Origin of the sequence: Flavobacterium chryseum (assembly GCF_004362015.1) — a bacterium.
In the GTDB taxonomy this organism is placed as follows: domain Bacteria; phylum Bacteroidota; class Bacteroidia; order Flavobacteriales; family Flavobacteriaceae; genus Flavobacterium.
In genome coordinates this window covers 792,229-810,298 of record NZ_SNWW01000001.1, presented here as the reverse complement: position 1 = coordinate 810,298, position 18,070 = coordinate 792,229, and the positions used below count along the sequence as shown (strand labels likewise).

Annotated in this window: 14 protein-coding genes; 5 read left to right on the top strand and 9 right to left on the bottom strand. The window is 33.2% G+C overall.

The genetic code is table 11. The features are described 5' to 3' along the window. Positions 1 to 102: 102 nt before the first annotated feature. Positions 103 to 810, bottom strand: a complete 708-nt coding sequence (gene pyrH, locus EV143_RS03380) for a UMP kinase (protein ID WP_133506561.1) — start codon at positions 808 to 810, stop codon at positions 103 to 105. A gap of 187 nt (positions 811 to 997) precedes the next feature. Between pyrH and EV143_RS03375 the strand changes: the two genes are divergently transcribed. Continuing rightward, complete coding sequence (locus EV143_RS03375) at positions 998 to 1,615, top strand: thioredoxin family protein (RefSeq protein ID WP_133506560.1); 618 nt, start codon at positions 998 to 1,000, stop codon at positions 1,613 to 1,615. A gap of 374 nt (positions 1,616 to 1,989) precedes the next feature. Here EV143_RS03375 and truB read toward each other — a convergent pair whose 3' ends face one another. The 4 genes from truB to EV143_RS03355 all read right to left on the bottom strand — a co-directional run bounded on the left by truB (position 1,990) and on the right by EV143_RS03355 (position 4,800). Next, positions 1,990 to 2,679: a tRNA pseudouridine(55) synthase TruB gene (gene truB, locus EV143_RS03370; protein ID WP_133506559.1), complete on the bottom strand. Its 690-nt coding sequence runs from the start codon at positions 2,677 to 2,679 to the stop codon at positions 1,990 to 1,992. Continuing rightward, complete coding sequence (locus EV143_RS03365; protein WP_133506558.1) at positions 2,679 to 3,476, bottom strand: undecaprenyl-diphosphate phosphatase; 798 nt, start codon at positions 3,474 to 3,476, stop codon at positions 2,679 to 2,681. The genes truB and EV143_RS03365 overlap by 1 nt, the downstream gene beginning before the upstream one ends. Positions 3,477 to 3,579: 103 nt before the next feature. After that, positions 3,580 to 3,834 carry a DUF3098 domain-containing protein gene (locus tag EV143_RS03360; RefSeq protein WP_133506557.1) on the bottom strand — a complete coding sequence of 85 codons (255 nt, stop codon included), beginning with the start codon at positions 3,832 to 3,834 and terminating at the stop codon, positions 3,580 to 3,582. Between the two features lie 90 nt (positions 3,835 to 3,924). After that, positions 3,925 to 4,800 carry a cell division protein FtsX gene (locus EV143_RS03355; protein WP_133506556.1) on the bottom strand — a complete coding sequence of 292 codons (876 nt, stop codon included), beginning with the start codon at positions 4,798 to 4,800 and terminating at the stop codon, positions 3,925 to 3,927. Between the two features lie 528 nt (positions 4,801 to 5,328). Between EV143_RS03355 and leuS the strand changes: the two genes are divergently transcribed. Next, positions 5,329 to 8,217 carry a leucine--tRNA ligase gene (gene leuS / locus EV143_RS03350; RefSeq protein ID WP_133506555.1) on the top strand — a complete coding sequence of 963 codons (2,889 nt, stop codon included), beginning with the start codon at positions 5,329 to 5,331 and terminating at the stop codon, positions 8,215 to 8,217. A 337-nt stretch (positions 8,218 to 8,554) separates the two neighbouring features. Here leuS and EV143_RS03345 read toward each other — a convergent pair whose 3' ends face one another. The 4 genes from EV143_RS03345 to EV143_RS03330 form a co-directional block, all read right to left on the bottom strand. Continuing rightward, positions 8,555 to 10,825, bottom strand: coding sequence for a cation:proton antiporter (locus tag EV143_RS03345; protein ID WP_133506554.1), 2,271 nt, complete (start codon positions 10,823 to 10,825; stop codon positions 8,555 to 8,557). Between the two features lie 112 nt (positions 10,826 to 10,937). Beyond that, a complete protein-coding gene (locus EV143_RS03340) occupies positions 10,938 to 11,657 on the bottom strand; it encodes a LytR/AlgR family response regulator transcription factor (RefSeq protein ID WP_133506553.1) in 720 nt (239 codons plus the stop codon). Beyond that, a complete protein-coding gene (locus EV143_RS03335) occupies positions 11,620 to 12,381 on the bottom strand; it encodes a sensor histidine kinase (RefSeq protein ID WP_133506652.1) in 762 nt (253 codons plus the stop codon). Before EV143_RS03335 ends, EV143_RS03340 begins: the two co-directional genes overlap by 38 nt. Positions 12,382 to 12,512: 131 nt before the next feature. After that, positions 12,513 to 12,842 (bottom strand): DMT family transporter, encoded by a 330-nt coding sequence (locus EV143_RS03330; protein WP_133506552.1) that lies wholly within the window; start codon positions 12,840 to 12,842, stop codon positions 12,513 to 12,515. Between the two features lie 179 nt (positions 12,843 to 13,021). On the opposite strand from EV143_RS03330, the gene EV143_RS03325 reads away from it, so the two are divergent. The 3 genes from EV143_RS03325 (at position 13,022) to asnS (ending at position 17,949) form a co-directional block, all read left to right on the top strand. Further along, positions 13,022 to 15,406 carry an efflux RND transporter permease subunit gene (locus EV143_RS03325; RefSeq protein ID WP_133506551.1) on the top strand — a complete coding sequence of 795 codons (2,385 nt, stop codon included), beginning with the start codon at positions 13,022 to 13,024 and terminating at the stop codon, positions 15,404 to 15,406. A 26-nt stretch (positions 15,407 to 15,432) separates the two neighbouring features. Then, entirely contained in the window at positions 15,433 to 16,239 is an 807-nt protein-coding gene (locus EV143_RS03320; RefSeq protein ID WP_133506550.1) for a tetratricopeptide repeat protein, read from the top strand. A gap of 264 nt (positions 16,240 to 16,503) precedes the next feature. After that, on the top strand, positions 16,504 to 17,949 hold the full coding sequence (asnS, locus tag EV143_RS03315; protein WP_133506549.1) for an asparagine--tRNA ligase: 1,446 nt from the start codon (positions 16,504 to 16,506) through the stop codon (positions 17,947 to 17,949). Positions 17,950 to 18,070 lie beyond the last annotated feature (121 nt).

Below are 18,070 nucleotides of genomic sequence, written 5' to 3'. Positions count from 1 at the left end.
TAACATCTAAAATTATACCAACTAATATGTTTTATTTTTTAGGATTGTTTGTTTGATATTATTTGAGCTTAAAAGTCTAATAATCTAACAAATCTAAATAGCTTAAATATTAACTACAGTTCCAACATTTTCTCCTTCGCAAATTCTCAATAGGTTTCCTATTTTGTTCATATCAAAAACAACTATTGGTAATTTGTTTTCCTGGCTTAAAGTGAAAGCTGTTGTATCCATTACGTTTAATCCTTTTTTAAGGACATCATCAAACGAAATGAAATCGAATTTTACTGCCGAAGCATTTTTTTCCGGGTCAGAATCGTAAACACCATCAACACGGGTTCCTTTTAAAATAACATCTGCGTTAATTTCGATTCCTCTTAAAACAGCTGCAGTATCGGTTGTAAAATAAGGGTTTCCGGTTCCGGCACCAAAAATTACAATTCTGCCTTTTTCAAGGTGGCGGTCTGCTCTTCTTTTAATATAAGGTTCTGCAATAGATTCCATTTTCAAAGCAGTCTGCAAGCGCGTTTTCATTCCTTTGTCTTCAAGAGCACCCTGCAAAGCCATTCCGTTAATTACAGTGGCAAGCATTCCCATGTAATCACCTTGTACTCTATCCATACCAGCACTTGCTCCCGCAACGCCTCTAAAAATATTTCCTCCTCCAATAACAATAGCAATTTCAACTCCTTTATTGTGAATTTGCTGTATCTCTTCAGCATATTCAGCCAGTCTTTTAGGGTCGATTCCGTATTGTAAATCACCCATCAAGGCTTCTCCACTCAGTTTTAGAAGAATTCTTTTATATTTCATTTGTGTGTTGCGTTAATTTGTGCAAATATAGACATATTCTGTTTTTTAAAAATAATGTTTTCAAAAATTAATTACTCTTTTCTGATTAAATTTTGATGTTTTTAGATTTATTTTTTTGAATGTGATAAAAGTCATTCAGCTGTCTTTCTAAAATTTGTAAATTTATCACATCCAAAACGAAACATATATGAAAAGTATTGTAGCCAAAGCATTATTCAATAGTTATTCTTATGCTGAATATCGAAAATTAGTTACCGATTTACTATCAGAAGGAAAATCAACCGGTGATCAGCAGTCTGAAAGCCTGACACATTATACAAGTTTGAATGAAGCCCGAATGAATCGATTAGAGAAAACCATTAAAATCTCTGAAGATGTTATTTCGAAACTACAACAATTAAACAATCATTATATCTGGCTGGTAATTTCTGAAGGCTGGTGCGGAGATGCAGCTCAGATACTTCCTATTATCAATAAAATGGCTTTAGAGTCAAATAAAAAGGTAGATGTGCGAATTGTTTTAAGAGATCAGAACAACGAATTAATGAGCCAATATTTGACAAATGGAGGAAGAGCAATTCCAAAAGTTGTAATAATTTGTAAAGAAGCCGGAATTGTGCGTGCAGACTGGGGACCAAGACCAAAAGGCGCAACGGAGTTAATGACGAATTATAAAAGAGATTTTGGTGTAATCGATGAAAAAATTAAAACCGATTTGCAATTATGGTATTTGGCTGATAAGGGAATATCTGTTCAGGAAGAATTGCTTCAGATTATGGAAAACATCAAATATAACCGATTGTAATTTTCCTATTATAAATCTTCAAAACCACACATGGATTAGGTAACACATTGAAGGTAAATGTTTTAGTTCTTAAAAAATCAATAAAATATTTATTTGTAATTAAATTTTTTGTATCTTGCTATCGTAATCCCACTTCTATTATTTACTTTTTGATTTACTCTTTTACTGGTGTCTATTTAATATTTAACCATTAATACATGCACTATTATGAAAAAGTTATTCGAAAGGTTTTATGATTTATTTTCAACATTTTTATTCGGAGGAAAAAACATTCCTCATTATTAACATCAAAGATAATGATGGAATAAAAATATTTTGATTTAGGAGCTGGCACATTACTATTGTCTTATATGTAATGTGCTTTTTTTTATTACTTATTTCAGGCTTTCTTCAAACAAAGTAACATCAATTGCATCTCTTACATCATAATCGCCAATTTTTGTTCGGCGCAGAACCGTTAAATGCGATCCTGAATTCATTGCTTTTCCAAAATCGTAAGCTAACGAACGAATGTAAGTTCCTTTGCTGCAAACAACCCTAAAATCGATTTCTGGTAATGCAATTCTGGTAATTTCAAATTCGTGAATCGTAGTTTTTCTGCTTTCGATTTCTATCGTTTCTCCGGCGCGTGCATGTTCGTATAATCGAACGCCATCTTTTTTAATAGCCGAGAAAATAGGTGGCTTCTGATCGATTTCTCCTAAAAACTGTTTCACCGTTTCGTGAATTAGAACCTCATCGATATGTGAGGTTTCGAAAGTTTCGTCGATTTCTGTTTCTAAATCGTATGACGGAGTTGTCGCCCCAATGTAAAAAGTTCCGGTATATTCTTTCGCCTGACCTTGCAGTTCCGTAATTCTTTTAGTGAATTTTCCGGTACAAATTAATAATAAACCGGTCGCTAAAGGATCTAAAGTTCCTGCATGACCAATTTTGAACTTTTTTGGAAGTCCAACTTTATTAATTAAAAGGTATTTTAATTTATTGACAGCTTGAAACGAACTCCATTTTAAAGGTTTATCTATCAGTAAAATTTGTCCGTTTAAATATTCTTCAGGCGTCATTATATGATGGTAAGGGGATGAATGAAAAAGTGAATCAGTAATAAAACGATTCCGGCGATGATTCTGTAATAACCAAAAACTTTAAATCCGTTTTTAGTCAAAAATCCAATGAAGGTTTTAATCGCTAAAAGTGCTACAATAAAAGCAACAACATTCCCAATAACCAATAAGTTAATCTGATCGTGAGATAATTCAAAACCAGCTTTATAATAGTCGTAGCATTTTTTTACTGTCGCACCTAACATAGTTGGTACAGCTAAAAAGAATGAGAATTCTGCCGCTGTTGTTCTTGATAATTTTTGAGACATTCCTCCTACTATACTAGCTCCACTTCGTGAAACTCCCGGAATCATGGCTAAACATTGAAATAATCCAATTTTAAAAGCCTGCAAGTACGTTATTTGTTGTGAAGTTTCTGCTGTATTTGGATTGTTAAACCATTCATCAACTTTCAATAAAATAACTCCTCCTATCAAAAGTGAAATAGCAACCGTAACCGGATTTTCTAATAAACCATCAATAAAATCACTTAAAAGCAAACCTAAAACGACAGCCGGAATAAACGCAACCAAAAGTTTAAAGTAAAAGTCAAGTGTTTGAAAGAAACGTTTAAAGTATAAAACAACTACAGATAGAATAGCGCCAAGCTGAATTACAATCGTAAAAAGTTTAGTAAAATCTTCCTGAGCAATTCCAAAAAAAGAAGAGGCAATAATCATGTGACCAGTTGAAGAAACAGGTAGAAATTCTGTTATTCCTTCAATAATGGCAAGAACGATAGCTTGTAATGTATTCATTAAATTAGATTGTTAGATTTTAGACTTCTTAGATTTTAGACTTCTTAGATTTTCAGAAAAGATTAATCTAAAGATCTAAAATGTCTAAGTAGTCTAAAAAAGTCTATTTAGATTTTTTGAAAATAGAATAAATCGTAATTCCAAAACCAATTAAAACGGTTGTTGGAGCCAAACGGATGCGTCTAAAGCTAAATACATCTTCGTTAAAAACATTCGGATTATCACTTCCTCCACCAGACATTAAAATAAATCCTAGTGCGATAACACCAATTCCAATCAATAAGATTTTGTAGTTGATGGTATCAAAAAGGAATTCCTGTTTGTGTGATTGTTGTTCTTCGTTATTATTATTTTTCATTTTGTCATTGCGAGGAACGAAGCAATCTCTTCCTCTTTATTATATGAGTTTATTTTTTTTAATCTAAAATCTGCAATCTAAATTCTAAAATTAATATAAATCGTCTGTTCTTAAATTCAGGAAACGTTGTGTTGCAAAGTGTGTGCTTACCCATGTGATTAAAACACCTAATCCGAAAACAGCTAATAATACCAATCCGATCAATCCTTTATCTTCTAAAATTCCTAATCCCGGGAAATTAGTATCGACGTAAAATAAGACTCCGATTAAAGCAATAATGGCCAATCCTGCGCCCAACATTCCTAATTTTACGCTTCGGCTTACAAATGGTTTACGAATAAAAGCTTTTGTTGCTCCAACCATCTGCATGGTTTTAATAATAAAACGATTAGAATGTATAGAAAGTCGTAATGAACTATTAATCAATAAAACAGCAATAACAGTTAAGAAACCGCTGATGATTAAAATCCACATACTTACTTTTTTGATATTGTCATTTACTAGATTTACCAATTGTTTGTCATAAACAATGTCTTCAATCATCGTGTTTTTACGAAGATTGCTTTCGATTTGCAAAATACTGTCTCTTTCAACATAATCTGCTTTTAAGTGAATATCATACGAATTCAATAAAGGATTTTCTCCTAAAAACGTTAGAAAATCTTCTCCAATAATATCAGTGTGTTCTTTAGCCGCTTTTTCTTTGGTAACATACACATAAGATCTCGCAAACGGAGCTCTTTTCAATTCAGTATTGAATGCTTTTATAACACTATCATTAGCTTCATTTTTAAAGAAAACCGTCATTGCAATTTTTTCTTTAAAATCATCAGCCAGTTTTTTAGAATTAATAATGAATAATCCCAGTACTCCCAAAAGGAATAATACCAGAAAAACACTTAATACAACCGAAAAATAAGAGGAAATTAACCTGCGTTTTTGAAATTTATCAAAGTTAGAACTCATAATATGCTTAAATTATGTGGTAAAAATAATAAAGAATTTCTTTAAATGAAGTTAATAAAGACCAAACTTTTAACTTTCCTACTATAAATGTACAACTAATGTTCAAAACAATCAAGATAAAAACTGAGACACCGAAGAATCTTAGCTTCTCAGAACCTTGAAAGCTGGTTTAACCGCAAAGTGTTCAAAAGTTTTTTTAATGTGTGGTTTTATAATAGCGCAAAGTTCGAAAAGCTTTGTATTTATAAAGCTTTGCAAACTTTGCTTTTTTAGTAAAGTCCTTTAAGTAAAAACTTAACACGATTTGCGGTTAAATCAAAAGGAAATGATTTTTGAGTTTTCGTAGACAAAAGGTTATTCCATATTCGAAAACAAGTGTTTTACTTAATTGAAAGAGACGTTTTTTGTTATTTTATTTGTTTGTCAACAAAATAGCTTTGGTACAATCTACAATAAATGTAAATTTGCGACTTAATTCGGTGGCAAAAACCTAAAACCTTTGTCACTCTGAACCTTTGAACCTTTACAATGAAATACAATCCAAACGAAATCGAAGAAAAATGGCAAAAATATTGGGCTGAAAACCAAACTTTTGCCGCAAAAAATAACTCTGAAAAACCGAAACATTATGTTTTAGACATGTTTCCTTATCCATCAGGAGCAGGATTACACGTTGGGCATCCGCTGGGTTACATTGCTTCAGATGTTTATTCTCGTTTCAAAAGACATCAGGGTTTCAATGTTTTGCATCCAATGGGATATGACAGTTTCGGATTACCGGCAGAACAATATGCGATTCAGACTGGGCAGCGTCCGGAAGATACAACGCGTGTAAATATTGATGGCGGCGTTGATAAAGAAGGAAAACAAATTGCAGGATATAGAAAACAATTGGATAAAATTGGGTTTTCTTTTGACTGGAGCCGTGAAGTACGAACTTCAAATCCGGATTATTACAAACATACACAATGGATTTTTATTCAATTATTTAATTCTTGGTATTGCAAAAAGCAAAATCAGGCATTTAATATTTCAGAACTTGTAAGGGTTTTTGAAGAAGAAGGAAATGTCTTGGTTGAAGCGGTTTGCGATGATAATGCTCCGATTTTTACGGCCGAGGAATGGAATTCCTATTCTGAAGATCAGAAAGAAAAAATGCTATTGCAGTATCGTTTGACTTATTTGGCTGAAACTGAAGTAAACTGGTGTCCCGGTTTAGGAACTGTTTTGGCAAATGACGAAATCGTAAACGGCGTTTCTGAGCGTGGAGGATTTCCTGTAATTCGTAAAAAAATGACACAATGGAGCATGCGAATTTCTGCTTATGCAGAACGTTTGCTTCAGGGTTTAAATGATATTGACTGGAGTGAATCTATAAAAGAATCGCAAAGAAACTGGATTGGAAAATCAGTTGGTGCGATGGTTAAGTTTAAAGTACTTGGTCCAAAGTCAGACTCAGGACTAGAGACTCAGGACTCCTTTATTGAGGTTTTCACCACTCGTCCTGACACCATTTTTGGAGTAACTTTTATGACTTTGGCACCGGAACATCCTTTGGTTGCTGAGATTACAACTGCAGATCAAAAAGCTACGGTTGAAGCTTATATCGAAAAAACAGCAAAACGTTCTGAGCGTGAGCGTATGGCCGATGTAAAAACCATTTCCGGAGTATTTACAGGAGCTTATGCTGAACATCCGTTTACAAAAGAACCAATTCCGGTTTGGATTGGCGATTATGTTTTGGCAGGTTACGGAACAGGCGCTGTAATGGCGGTTCCTTGTGGCGACGAAAGAGATTATGCTTTTGCAAATTTCTTTAAAGGCCAGAACGGAATGCCGGAAATCAAGAATATTTTTGCCAATGTTGATATTTCTGAAGCGGCTTACGGCTCGAAAGAAAATGTTGAAATTGCTAATTCTGATTTCTTAAACGGATTAAATTATAAAGATGCTACGCAAAAGGCAATTGCCAAGTTAGAAATAATCGAACAAGGAAGTGGAAAAACAAATTACCGTTTGCGTGATGCTGTTTTCTCTCGCCAGCGTTATTGGGGAGAACCTTTCCCGGTTTATTATGTAAACGGATTGCCAAAAATGATTGATGCACAGCATTTGCCAATTATTTTACCAGAAGTAGAGAAATATCTACCAACCGAAGACGGTTTGCCTCCATTAGGAAACGCAGCAGTTTGGGCTTGGGATACAAAACAAAATAAAGTTGTTAATACTGATTTAGTAGATCATGTTTCGATTTTTCCTTTAGAATTGAACACCATGCCAGGTTGGGCAGGAAGCTCATGGTATTGGATGCGTTATATGGATGCACACAACGAAACCGAATTTGCGAGCAAAGAAGCGTTGAAATATTGGGAAAGCGTTGATTTATATATTGGTGGAAGCGAACACGCAACCGGACATTTACTATATTCTCGTTTCTGGAATAAATTTTTAAAAGATAAAGGTTTTGCTCCAACCGAAGAACCATTCAAGAAACTGATTAATCAGGGAATGATTTTGGGGACGAGTGCATTAGTTTACAGAATTTCAGGAACAAATAAATATATTTCTAAAAACCTTAAAAATGATTATGAAACTGAGGCTTTACATATTGATGTTAATATGGTAAATGCAGCAGATGAAATTGATGTTGAAAGATTAAAAAGATGGCAGCCCCAATTTGAAAATGGTGAATTTATATTAGAGAATGGAAAATTTATCGTTGGTCGTGAAGTTGAGAAAATGTCTAAACGTTGGTATAACGTAGTTAATCCTGACGATATTTGTAATGAATATGGAGCCGATACTCTACGTTTATACGAAATGTTTTTAGGGCCGTTAGAGCAAACAAAACCTTGGAGCACTGGAGGAATAACCGGAGTTTTTGGTTTCTTGAAAAAATTATGGAGATTGTATTTTGATGATAACGGTTTAATCGTAAACAACGAAGAACCAACAAAAGACAACTTAAAATCATTACATAAAACCATTAAAAAAGTAGCAGAAGATATAGAGAGTTTCTCTTTTAATACTTCGGTTTCTCAATTTATGATTTGTGTGAATGAATTGTCTGCTCAAAATTGTCATTCAAGAGCGATTTTAGAACCGTTAGCCATTTTGGTTTCGCCTTACGCACCGCATATCGCAGAAGAATTATGGTCGCAATTAGGAAATACTGAATCAATTGCAACAGTTGATTTTCCAATTTTTGATGCAAAACATTTAGTGGAGACTAATAAAGAATATCCAGTTTCTTTCAACGGAAAAATGCGTTTCACAATCGAATTGCCTTTGGATTTAACCGCAGCGCAAATCGAAGAAATCATCATGAAAGATGAAAGAACATTGAAACAATTAGACGGAAAAACTCCAAATAAAGTGATTATTGTTCCGGGTAAAATTATTAACCTTGTAGGTTAATAATTTAAAACTCCAATATTTTAAAATTCCAAATTCCAACTTTCTGTTGGGGTTTGGAATTTTTTGTTTCTTATATGTAGTAAACCCGACAGGTTTTAAAAACCTGTCGGGTTTGTTGTAGATAGTGCTTTCATAAATTTGTGTCATTTCGACGGAGGAGAAATCACATCCAGAGAGCAACGAACCGGAAATCCGTTATGTGATTTCTCCTCCGTCGAAATGACACAGCTGGGTGTAGAACCAAGAACTAAAACAAAAAAAATCCCAAACTCCAAATCTCTAAAGATTGGAATTTGGGATTTTTATCGAAAGCTTCGGGATTGAAATTTCTCCCCTTTTATGGTTTCAAAATCAAAACCGAAGGTGTATTATTCAACCACGTACTTTGAGATTCTATTAGTTTTTTCCAACTGTCTAAACTTATAATCATTAAGTTTTGGCTTTCTAAAAACTCTTTTTTTATTGTTCTGTCGTTCATAATCATAATATGGTTTGGGGCAATTTGCTCTATTGAGCGAATGCTTTCCTGAATATCGCGCGTGTTTTTTACTTCGCCGCTGGCATCGAGAACTGTAATTTGCGAACCATTATTGTTGATTAATTTCTTAGCGTAATCAATCAGAAAAGAATCTTCGTGAGTAAAAATTGGCATGAAAATCTGGTTGACTTCTTCTAAATCTTTATCAATAAAAATTCCGACAGGCATTTTACTTTTTGCAATAATATGACGTGTTCTTTCATCGAAGGGAGAATTTTCGAACAAACCTTCTTTTCCTGTAAATTTATCTATTAAACGATCCGGATTTACAATTCTGGTCGTAAAGCCGAGAATTTTTCCAAGTAAAGTTCCATCAAAAATAGATTGACCTAAACCTACTAACAACAAATCGTATTCGCCTTGGTTTGCCGTATCAATAATGTCAGTATCAATATCATTTGTTACTTTAAAAATACTTACCATATTCTGGTTCAAACGTTCTGATTCTTCAATAACCGGAACTAACATTTTGCGTTCGTGATCTTTTACGTCAAACGAATGTATTTCGGTACTTAAAGACAAATGCATTGCGGTTACAATCGAATTGTCAGGTTGTTTTTTTACTAAACTATTGGCGATTTTCAATAATTTTTTTCCTCTTTCAGGAGTTGCAAAAGAAAGCAGAATTTTGAATTTACTTTTATTTCCAATTTCCTCAGGAATTGCCGTTACCTTATCTTTAAAAATATATCCAATAAAATCTAAAGCCGGACCTGTCATAAAAGTGGTTACCAAAGCCATAATGACCATCATGGTGAAAATTTCGGTAGAAAGAACTCCTAAATCATAACCAATATTTAAAACCACCAACTCCATCAAACCACGTGTATTCATCAAAGCTCCGATAGCTAAACTGTCTTTCCAGTTTTGTCCAACAAATTTTGCTGCTAACGCACTACCGAAGAATTTTCCGGTTACTGCAACTGCAATAATTACCGCAGTAACTTTCCATAAATACGGATCGTTTAATAAACCAATTTGTGTACGTAAACCTGTGAATACAAAGAATAATGGCAATAGAACAATAATAGAAACGTCTTCAACTTTTTCTATAAATATATTTCTGAATTTATTGTTTTCCGGCATAATTGCTCCGGCTAAAAAGGCTCCAAACAAAGCGTGAATTCCAATTAATTCTGATGCGTAAGAAGAAAACAAAAGTGTTATAAAAAAGATTGCTACAACCGGTTTGTTCAAACTTTCGCGAGTTGAGTTTAAATCTCCCACACGTTTTAAGAACGGACGCACTATTTTCAACATAATAATTACGTATAAAATAGCCAAACCTATTACATATAAAGCACTTGTAAATGAACCCGCTTTTACAATTGCAATTACAACTGCCAAAATACACCAAGCCGTAATATCATCTGCAGCAGCACATGTTATGGCAATGGTTCCGAGTTTTGTTTTTTGCATGCCGCGTTCCTGAACAATTCTGGCCAAAACCGGAAACGCCGTTATGCTCATCGCAATACCCATAAATAATCCGAAAGAAGCAAATTCTACGCCTTCCGGAGCAAAAGTACCATAGATAAAATAGGCTAAAGTTAATCCTAAAGCAAACGGAATTACTATACTGGCATGACTGATTACTACAGATTCGTGTGCTTTATTTTTTAGCACTTTTAAGTCTAATTCCATCCCGATAACGAACATGAAAAGTATTAAACCAATCTGACTTAAAAATTGTAAGTTTCCTAAAGATTCTTTTGGAAATAAAGCGGCTGAGAATTCAGGAAAATACATTCCGACCAAAGAGGGCCCTAAAACAATTCCGGCAATCATTTCTCCAATTACAGAGGGTTGTCCGATTTTTCTAAAAACCCATCCAAATAAACGGGCTACTAAAATTATTGTGACAATCTGCGCTAATAAAATAGCTAACGGATGTTGCAGGTTCTCAACCATCGAATGAAGAAAATCGTTCCAATGATTACTTTCTATTTTTTTCTGAATAATTCCACGGCCTACTTCCAGAGCGGCTCCTTTTGAAATTACCCAATATATCAGAGCGCCAAAACCGCCAATAATTGTTACGTAAAACAAAGAGTTTTTTAAGTTATTCATAACTTGTATTTTTAATAATTGGCGCAAATATCTGAACTGAAATTCAGCTGAAAAAGTAAATTTACAGCTAATTTTCAATCTATGTAACAAGTCCGAAAAACTTTGTAATAAGTTAGATTTTAACCTTTTTTAGAAAGTCAGAACGATAGGTTTCGCTAAGAATTAACGCGTTGCTTTTGTCATTTTTTTCTAAATGATGCAAAACAATTTCGTTATGGTTAAAGAATTTAATAGCCTTTACTGCTACGATTTCTTTTTTGTTTATGCGGCAGAAATCGGCTTCAGGTAATTCTTTGAGAAGTGTGTCGAATTTAATGTTTTTCAAATTCAAATAACTTCCATCAGTCAGCAGAACCGTTTTATCCCGGCTATCACTCTCAGCCGTTTTAATGTACTGAATTTCATTAAAATACAACAACGTTTTTCCCTTATCTGTATTTAATTGAATGAATTTCTTACCCGAAGTTGGTTTATTAAATCGTTCAAAAGCTTTTGAGATCGCTTTTTGTAAACGATCCAGTTTTACAGGTTTTGTAATATAATCTACGGCATCAATATTAAAAGCATCGGCAGCATATTCTTTATAAGCCGTGCAAAAAATAACTAATTTATTGTTTAGCATTTCTGCCAGATGCAAGCCATCCATTCCAGGCATTTCGATATCAGAAATTAATAAATCAAAATCGAGATTTGGAATTTCGGCCAGTAGTTTTTCAGGATTATTAAACGTTTTTACGATTTCTACTTCAGGAATTTGTTCACAAAGCATTTTCAGGTACGTTAATCCCGGTAACTCATCGTCCAGTAGCAAGCATTTCAGTTTTGTATTCAAGTAAATCTATTTTTAGATGAGCTATATAAATGTCGTTTTCTACAAACCTGTCAAGTTTGAAGTTATTTTTATAAATGATTCGCAAACGGTGTTCTAATGTGGCATGACCAAAACCGCTTCGTTCCTTTTTTAATACTTTTTTATCCGAAATTTTATTCGAAACTGTCATAGAAAAAGCATTGTCTTTAAACTCAAAAACCACCGAAATAAAGGCATCGGCACTTTGCAAATCTGCATGTTTAAAAGCATTTTCAATTAAATCTATCGAAATTAACGGCGCAAGCAATGGCTGTTCGTATAATTTGTCTTCTTTATTAAGGTTGGTTTTGATCTTCAATTCAAAAAGCGGACTGATTTTGATTTTATTGATTTCGATTAAATTCAGAGCAAAATCAATTTCTTCTTTGGCAGTTACAAATTTCTTTTTGCTTTCGTATAAAATATAATCCAGAACATTAGCCAGTTTATCTAAAGCAAAATAAGTCTGATAAGCGTGTGACTGAATTGAATTTAAAATATTTTTAAAAAGATGCGGATTTAGTTTAGATTCTAAATTTTCTAATTGCAAATCATTCACTTTTGCTTCGAGTGCATAAAAGCTTTTTTCAGCATCCTCTTGTGCTTTTTTAGATTGCATTAATTGATACACCACAAAACAAATGATGAAAATCAGCAGTAAAATAATAGCTAGAAAAATAAAAGTAATGGTATTGTTTTCTTGCATCCCTGGATAAATTATCATTGAAAATTCATCTGTAAAAGTAGCTATTTTTTTTGCCACAGATTTTAATGAATTCTAATTATCAAAAAATATTTTTAATTGGTGAGAATCTTCAAAATCTGTGGCATATTTCTTTAATGACTAGAAACAAACTTCAATCCGATAATTGAAGCAATTAAAGTCGAAAGGAAAAATATTCTCCAAAAAGTGGCAGGTTCTTTAAAAATAAATATTCCCACTAACACCGTTCCTACAGCTCCGATTCCTGTCCAAACTGCATAAGCAGTTCCTATTGGCAAGACTTGCGTGGCTTTATATAACAAAATCATACTTATTGAAAGGCATACAAAAAAGCCAATCATCCAATAGGTAGAAATAATTCCGGTTGTTTCTTTGGCTTTTCCTAAACATGATGCAAATCCAACTTCAAAAAGCCCGGCAATAATTAATAAAATCCAATTCATTTTCTTTTCATTTTTTAAATTAAATGCAAATATCAGAAAATATCACAGAACTCATTCTAATTATACGACTTTTCCTAAAAAAAGCAACGTTAATTAATGTTAACATATAGTAAAAACAAAGTGATTGTTTATGATTTCTAGCGCTTTTCACTACATTTGCAACCATTTTAAAGATTTTTATGAAAAACGCTATTCAAGTTGGGTTTTGGGAGAAAACAGCCCGAATCATTCTTAAAAACAGAATTACGATATTGGTTATTATCGCGGCCTTAACGATTTTCCTTGGTTATCAATGGAAAAATCTTGCCATGTCTTATACCGAAGCCAACTTACTTCCTAAAGATCACATCGCAAACAAGGAGTATCAAAAATTTCTGGACAAGTTTGGTGAAGAAGGAAACCTTGTGGTTATCGGTTTTAAGGATCCGAATTTTTTTACGCCAAAAAACTATGCAGCCTGGAATGAATTGATGACGGGTTTAAAAAAATCTAAAGAAATTGATTTAGTAGTTTCTCTGAATGATTTAAAAAAGCTTGAAAAAGATACCGTTAACGAAAAATTTGTGCTAAAGCCGTTTATCGATCAAAGCAAAACAATAGATCCGGCTTATTTAAAAACCGTACAACATGATTTGTTTAACAACCTGCCTTTTTACGAAGGATTGCTGTTTAATAAAACAAGCGGAAGTGTGCGTTCTGCCATTTATATTAATAAAGCGCTTGTAAATACTGCCGAAAGAAAGACTTTTATACTTGAAAACCTAGTTCCGAAAATCGACAAATTCGAAAAAACAACCGGAATCGACTTGCGTGTTTCAGGAATGCCATACATCAGAACCATCAATGCTAACAATATGAAAGGTGAAATTGCTCTTTTTATTGGAGCTGCTTTATTGATTGTTTCCTTGATTTTCTTTTTCTTTTTCCGTTCGTTTAGAGCGACATTTATCTCGATTTGTATTTTGATCGTTGGCGTAATCTGGTCTTTTGGAACATTGGGATTATTGCATTATAAAATCACGATTTTAACGGCTATTATTCCTCCATTAATTATTGTTATTGGAATTACGAATTGTATTTTCCTGATTAATAAATACCAGCAGGAAATTAAGCTGCACAATAATCAGGCAAAAGCTTTGCAGCGTATTATTTCGAAAATTGGAGTTTCTACTTTAATGACGAACTTAACTACTGCAATGGGTTTTGCAACATTTATGATTACAGGAAACGATTTGCTTTTTGAATTTGGTTTAGTGACTTCAATAAATGTAATTTCAGTTTATTTACTGACGCTTTTAATTGTGCCAATTGTGTACAGTTTTATGTCGGTTCCGGGTGAAAAGCATTTATATCATTTAACTAAAACGTACATTTCGACCTTATTGGATTTTGTTGAAAACGTGGTAAAAAACAAACGCAGAGTAATTTATACTATTTATGCTTTGCTTTTATTGCTAAGTATTGTTGGTATTTCTCAAATGAAAGTTTCCGGAAGTTTGATTGGTGAAATGCCAAAAAGCGCTTCTTTCTTTAAAGATATTATTTTTTACGAAAAAGAATTTAACGGTGTAATGCCGCTTGAAATCATGATTAACACCAAACACAAAAAAGGTGTTATGAAAGCGTCTACAATTCGCAAAATGGACGAATTGCAAAATACGATTGAAGAAATGCCAGAATTGGCAAAACCGGTTTCAATCGTGAATTTGGTTAAATATTCGAAACAGGCTTTTTATAACGGAAATCCTGAATATTATCAATTACCAACTTCTCAGGAGCAGACTTTTATTTTGGGTTATGCGAAAAATGCAACCAAAAACAGCAAAGAAAACTTAATGAAAAGTTATGTTGATTCGACAGGACAATATGCCAGAATCACAACTTTCATGAAAGACATTGGCACGGATGAAATGGCAAAAGTGGAGAAAAAATTACATTCTAAAATAGATGAAATTTTCCCGAAAGACCGTTTTGAAGTTACCGTGACCGGAAAAGCATTGGTTTTTCAAAAAGGAACATCGTATTTGGTAGACAATTTAATTGAATCGTTAATTTTTGCGATCTTAGTTATCGCTGCTTTGATGTTGTATTTGTTCAGATCATTCAAAATGGTTTTTGCATCGTTGATTACGAATATTTTACCACTTTGTATTACTTCAGGCTTAATGGGTTATTTCGGAATTCCGTTGAAACCTTCAACGATTTTAGTATTCAGTATCGCGTTTGGAATTTCAGTAGATAATGCGATTCAGTTTATGGCGAAGTATAAACATGATTTAATACAAAGCAACGGAAGGGTTAAAAAATCTGTTTTCAGTGCTTTGAGAGAAACGGGAATCAGTACTTTTTATACATCGGTAGTCTTAATTTTAGGATTCGCTACTTTCACGCTTTCCAGCTTTAGCGGAACAATTGCCCTTGGTGGATTAATTTCTTGCACATTGTTGTTTGCAATGTTTGCGAATTTATTGGTTTTACCGGCTTTGGTTTTAACTTTTGAGAAGAAGAAGGCTAAAAAAGAGGATTTGGAGAATTTGGAAGGAAACACGAATTTTACGAATTAGCACACATAGATTAATAATCAATTTATATGAAAAAAATAGTTCTGATTTTTCTTATCTTAAATACAAGTTTCATTTTTTCTCAAAACTATTTTGAAGGTAAAAATTTATATTGCAAATCTGAGAATCCAGAAGCAATTAAGTCATTTAATGTTGGTATAGAAACACTTTATTTAAATAGGTCATTAGATAAGAAATATCTAGAGATGACATCTAAAGCCTTTTTTCAAGCTTATAAAAAAGACACAACTTTTTGTGATGCATTATTCTTTACAGGCTACACACTAAGATTATTAAACGACAAAAATGCTTTGGCGTATTATATGCTAGCAGACACATCATATAACAAGTCTATTGAGTTCAAAACTAATCTCGCAGCAGAATGTTTGCGATATGGTAATGAAAAAACCATAAAACTTGCACGAAAAAAATACACTGAAATAATTAAACTTTTCCCTGAAAACCCCGAGGGATATTATGGTTTTGCTGTTACATCTCCAATTTTAGGAGATTATGAAAAAGGATTAGAAAATATAAATATTGCCATACAGAAATATATACTTATAAATCCAAAATTGAGAAATGATGTATTATTCCTAAAAGCAATTTTATTATCATTAAATAAAAGGTATGAAGAAGCTCTCCCCTTTTTGGAAAATGTTTCATCAACATATAAAAAAGATTTTAATTTTAGAGTTCATTATTCACTTTGCTTACTAAAAGTTTCGGAGATGAAAAAAGATGAAAAAATGAAACAGAAAGCTCAAAAAATTTATGAAAAAATAGAGGAAAAGAACGAAATTCCGAATGAGCTAAAAGAGTTATTAGTATTTTAAAACTATAAGAACAAAATACTTAATCATAGCAGTCAAAGGGAAAATGACCAAAAGTGTGAAGGAAAAAAACTTTCTTTTATAAACAAATGCCCTAGCCCCGATAGCAGCGGCATCCTTTCTATTTTTTCTTTAAAAATAGAAAGATATAGCGGATAGCGGGAAACAGCTTCAAAAATTAATTATTATCGTTTATATTTGCAATTCGATATAAAAACACTGATTTTATTTTAATCTAAAATCAGAAATCTAAAATCTAAAATTAAAATGAAACACACAAAAGTTAAAGACTTATTAAACAGTACGACGACGCTTCAGGAGGTTAATGCAAAAGGATGGGTGAGAACTTTTAGAAATAATCAGTTCATCGCGCTTAATGACGGTTCTACCATTAATAATATACAATGTGTTGTTGATTTTGAAAATACACCGGAAGAGACTTTAAAAAGAATCACTACCGGAGCTGCAGTTTCTGTAATTGGAACTTTGGTAGAAAGTAAAGGTGCGGGTCAGAAATATGAAATTCAGGTTACTAAACTTGAAATTCTTGGAGATTCTGATGCAGAGAAATTCCCAATGCAACCAAAGAAGCATACTTTAGAATATTTACGTACTCACGCACATTTACGCGTACGTACAAATGCTTTTGGTGCGATTATGCGTGTGCGTTCGGTGCTTTCGTTTGCAGTTCATAAATATTTTCAGGAAAAAGGTTTTGTGTATGTAAATACGCCAATTATTACGGGAGCTGATGCTGAAGGTGCAGGAGAAATGTTTCAGGTAACTTCATTGCCTTTGGATAATTTGCCAAAAAATGAAGAAGGAAATATTGATTTCAAAAAAGATTTCTTCGGAAAGCATACTAACTTGACCGTTTCTGGACAATTAGAAGGCGAAACTTTTGCAATGGCTTTGGGTCAGATTTATACCTTTGGACCAACTTTTAGAGCTGAAAACTCAAATACTTCTCGTCACCTGGCAGAATTCTGGATGATTGAGCCGGAAGTTGCTTTCAACGATTTGGATGATAACATGGATTTGGCTGAAGATTTTATTCAGTACGTAATTAAATATGCTTTAGACAATTGTAAAGATGATTTGAAGTTTTTAGAAGGACGACTTTTAGAAGAAGAAAAAGCAAAACCACAGGCGGATAGAAGCGAAATGCCTTTGTTAGAGAAATTAAACTTCGTTTTAGAAAACAACTTCAAACGTGTTTCTTATACTGAAGCAATTGATATTTTAAGAGAATCAACTCCGAATAAAAAGAAAAAATTTCAATACATCATCAACGAATGGGGAGCTGATTTACAATCTGAACACGAACGTTATTTGGTTGAAAAACACTTTAAATGTCCGGTAATTTTATTTGATTACCCTGCAAACATCAAAGCGTTTTACATGCGTCTAAATGACAACACAGAACCAGGAAGAGAAACTGTTCGTGCAATGGATATCCTTTTCCCTGGAATTGGAGAAATCGTGGGTGGTTCTGAAAGAGAAGAACGTTACGACGTTTTGGTTGAGAAAATGAAAGCTTTAGAAATCGACGAAGAAGAATTATACTGGTATTTAGACACCAGAAGATTTGGTTCTGCAACTCACGCAGGTTTCGGTTTAGGATTTGAGCGCCTTGTATTGTTTGTAACCGGTATGACAAACATTAGAGACGTAATTCCTTTCCCAAGAACTCCTGGAAGTGCAGAATTTTAATCTAAGATTCTAAGGGACTGAGATACTAAGGTTCTAAGTTTTAAAAAATAATTTTTAATACGAATTTAATTCATCACAAGATACTCAGTACCTTAGGGCCTTAGTATCTTAGCAACTTTTA

Coding starts and splice junctions, on each gene's coding strand:
- pyrH (WP_133506561.1), bottom strand. CDS start 810: ATGAAATATAAAAGAATTCTTCTAAAACTGAGTGGAGAAGCCTTGATG.
- EV143_RS03375 (WP_133506560.1), top strand. CDS start 998: ATGAAAAGTATTGTAGCCAAAGCATTATTCAATAGTTATTCTTATGCT.
- truB (WP_133506559.1), bottom strand. CDS start 2,679: ATGACGCCTGAAGAATATTTAAACGGACAAATTTTACTGATAGATAAA.
- EV143_RS03365 (WP_133506558.1), bottom strand. CDS start 3,476: ATGAATACATTACAAGCTATCGTTCTTGCCATTATTGAAGGAATAACA.
- EV143_RS03360 (WP_133506557.1), bottom strand. CDS start 3,834: ATGAAAAATAATAATAACGAAGAACAACAATCACACAAACAGGAATTC.
- EV143_RS03355 (WP_133506556.1), bottom strand. CDS start 4,800: ATGAGTTCTAACTTTGATAAATTTCAAAAACGCAGGTTAATTTCCTCT.
- leuS (WP_133506555.1), top strand. CDS start 5,329: ATGAAATACAATCCAAACGAAATCGAAGAAAAATGGCAAAAATATTGG.
- EV143_RS03345 (WP_133506554.1), bottom strand. CDS start 10,825: ATGAATAACTTAAAAAACTCTTTGTTTTACGTAACAATTATTGGCGGT.
- EV143_RS03335 (WP_133506652.1), bottom strand. CDS start 12,381: ATGCAAGAAAACAATACCATTACTTTTATTTTTCTAGCTATTATTTTA.
- EV143_RS03330 (WP_133506552.1), bottom strand. CDS start 12,842: ATGAATTGGATTTTATTAATTATTGCCGGGCTTTTTGAAGTTGGATTT.
- EV143_RS03325 (WP_133506551.1), top strand. CDS start 13,022: ATGAAAAACGCTATTCAAGTTGGGTTTTGGGAGAAAACAGCCCGAATC.
- EV143_RS03320 (WP_133506550.1), top strand. CDS start 15,433: ATGAAAAAAATAGTTCTGATTTTTCTTATCTTAAATACAAGTTTCATT.
- asnS (WP_133506549.1), top strand. CDS start 16,504: ATGAAACACACAAAAGTTAAAGACTTATTAAACAGTACGACGACGCTT.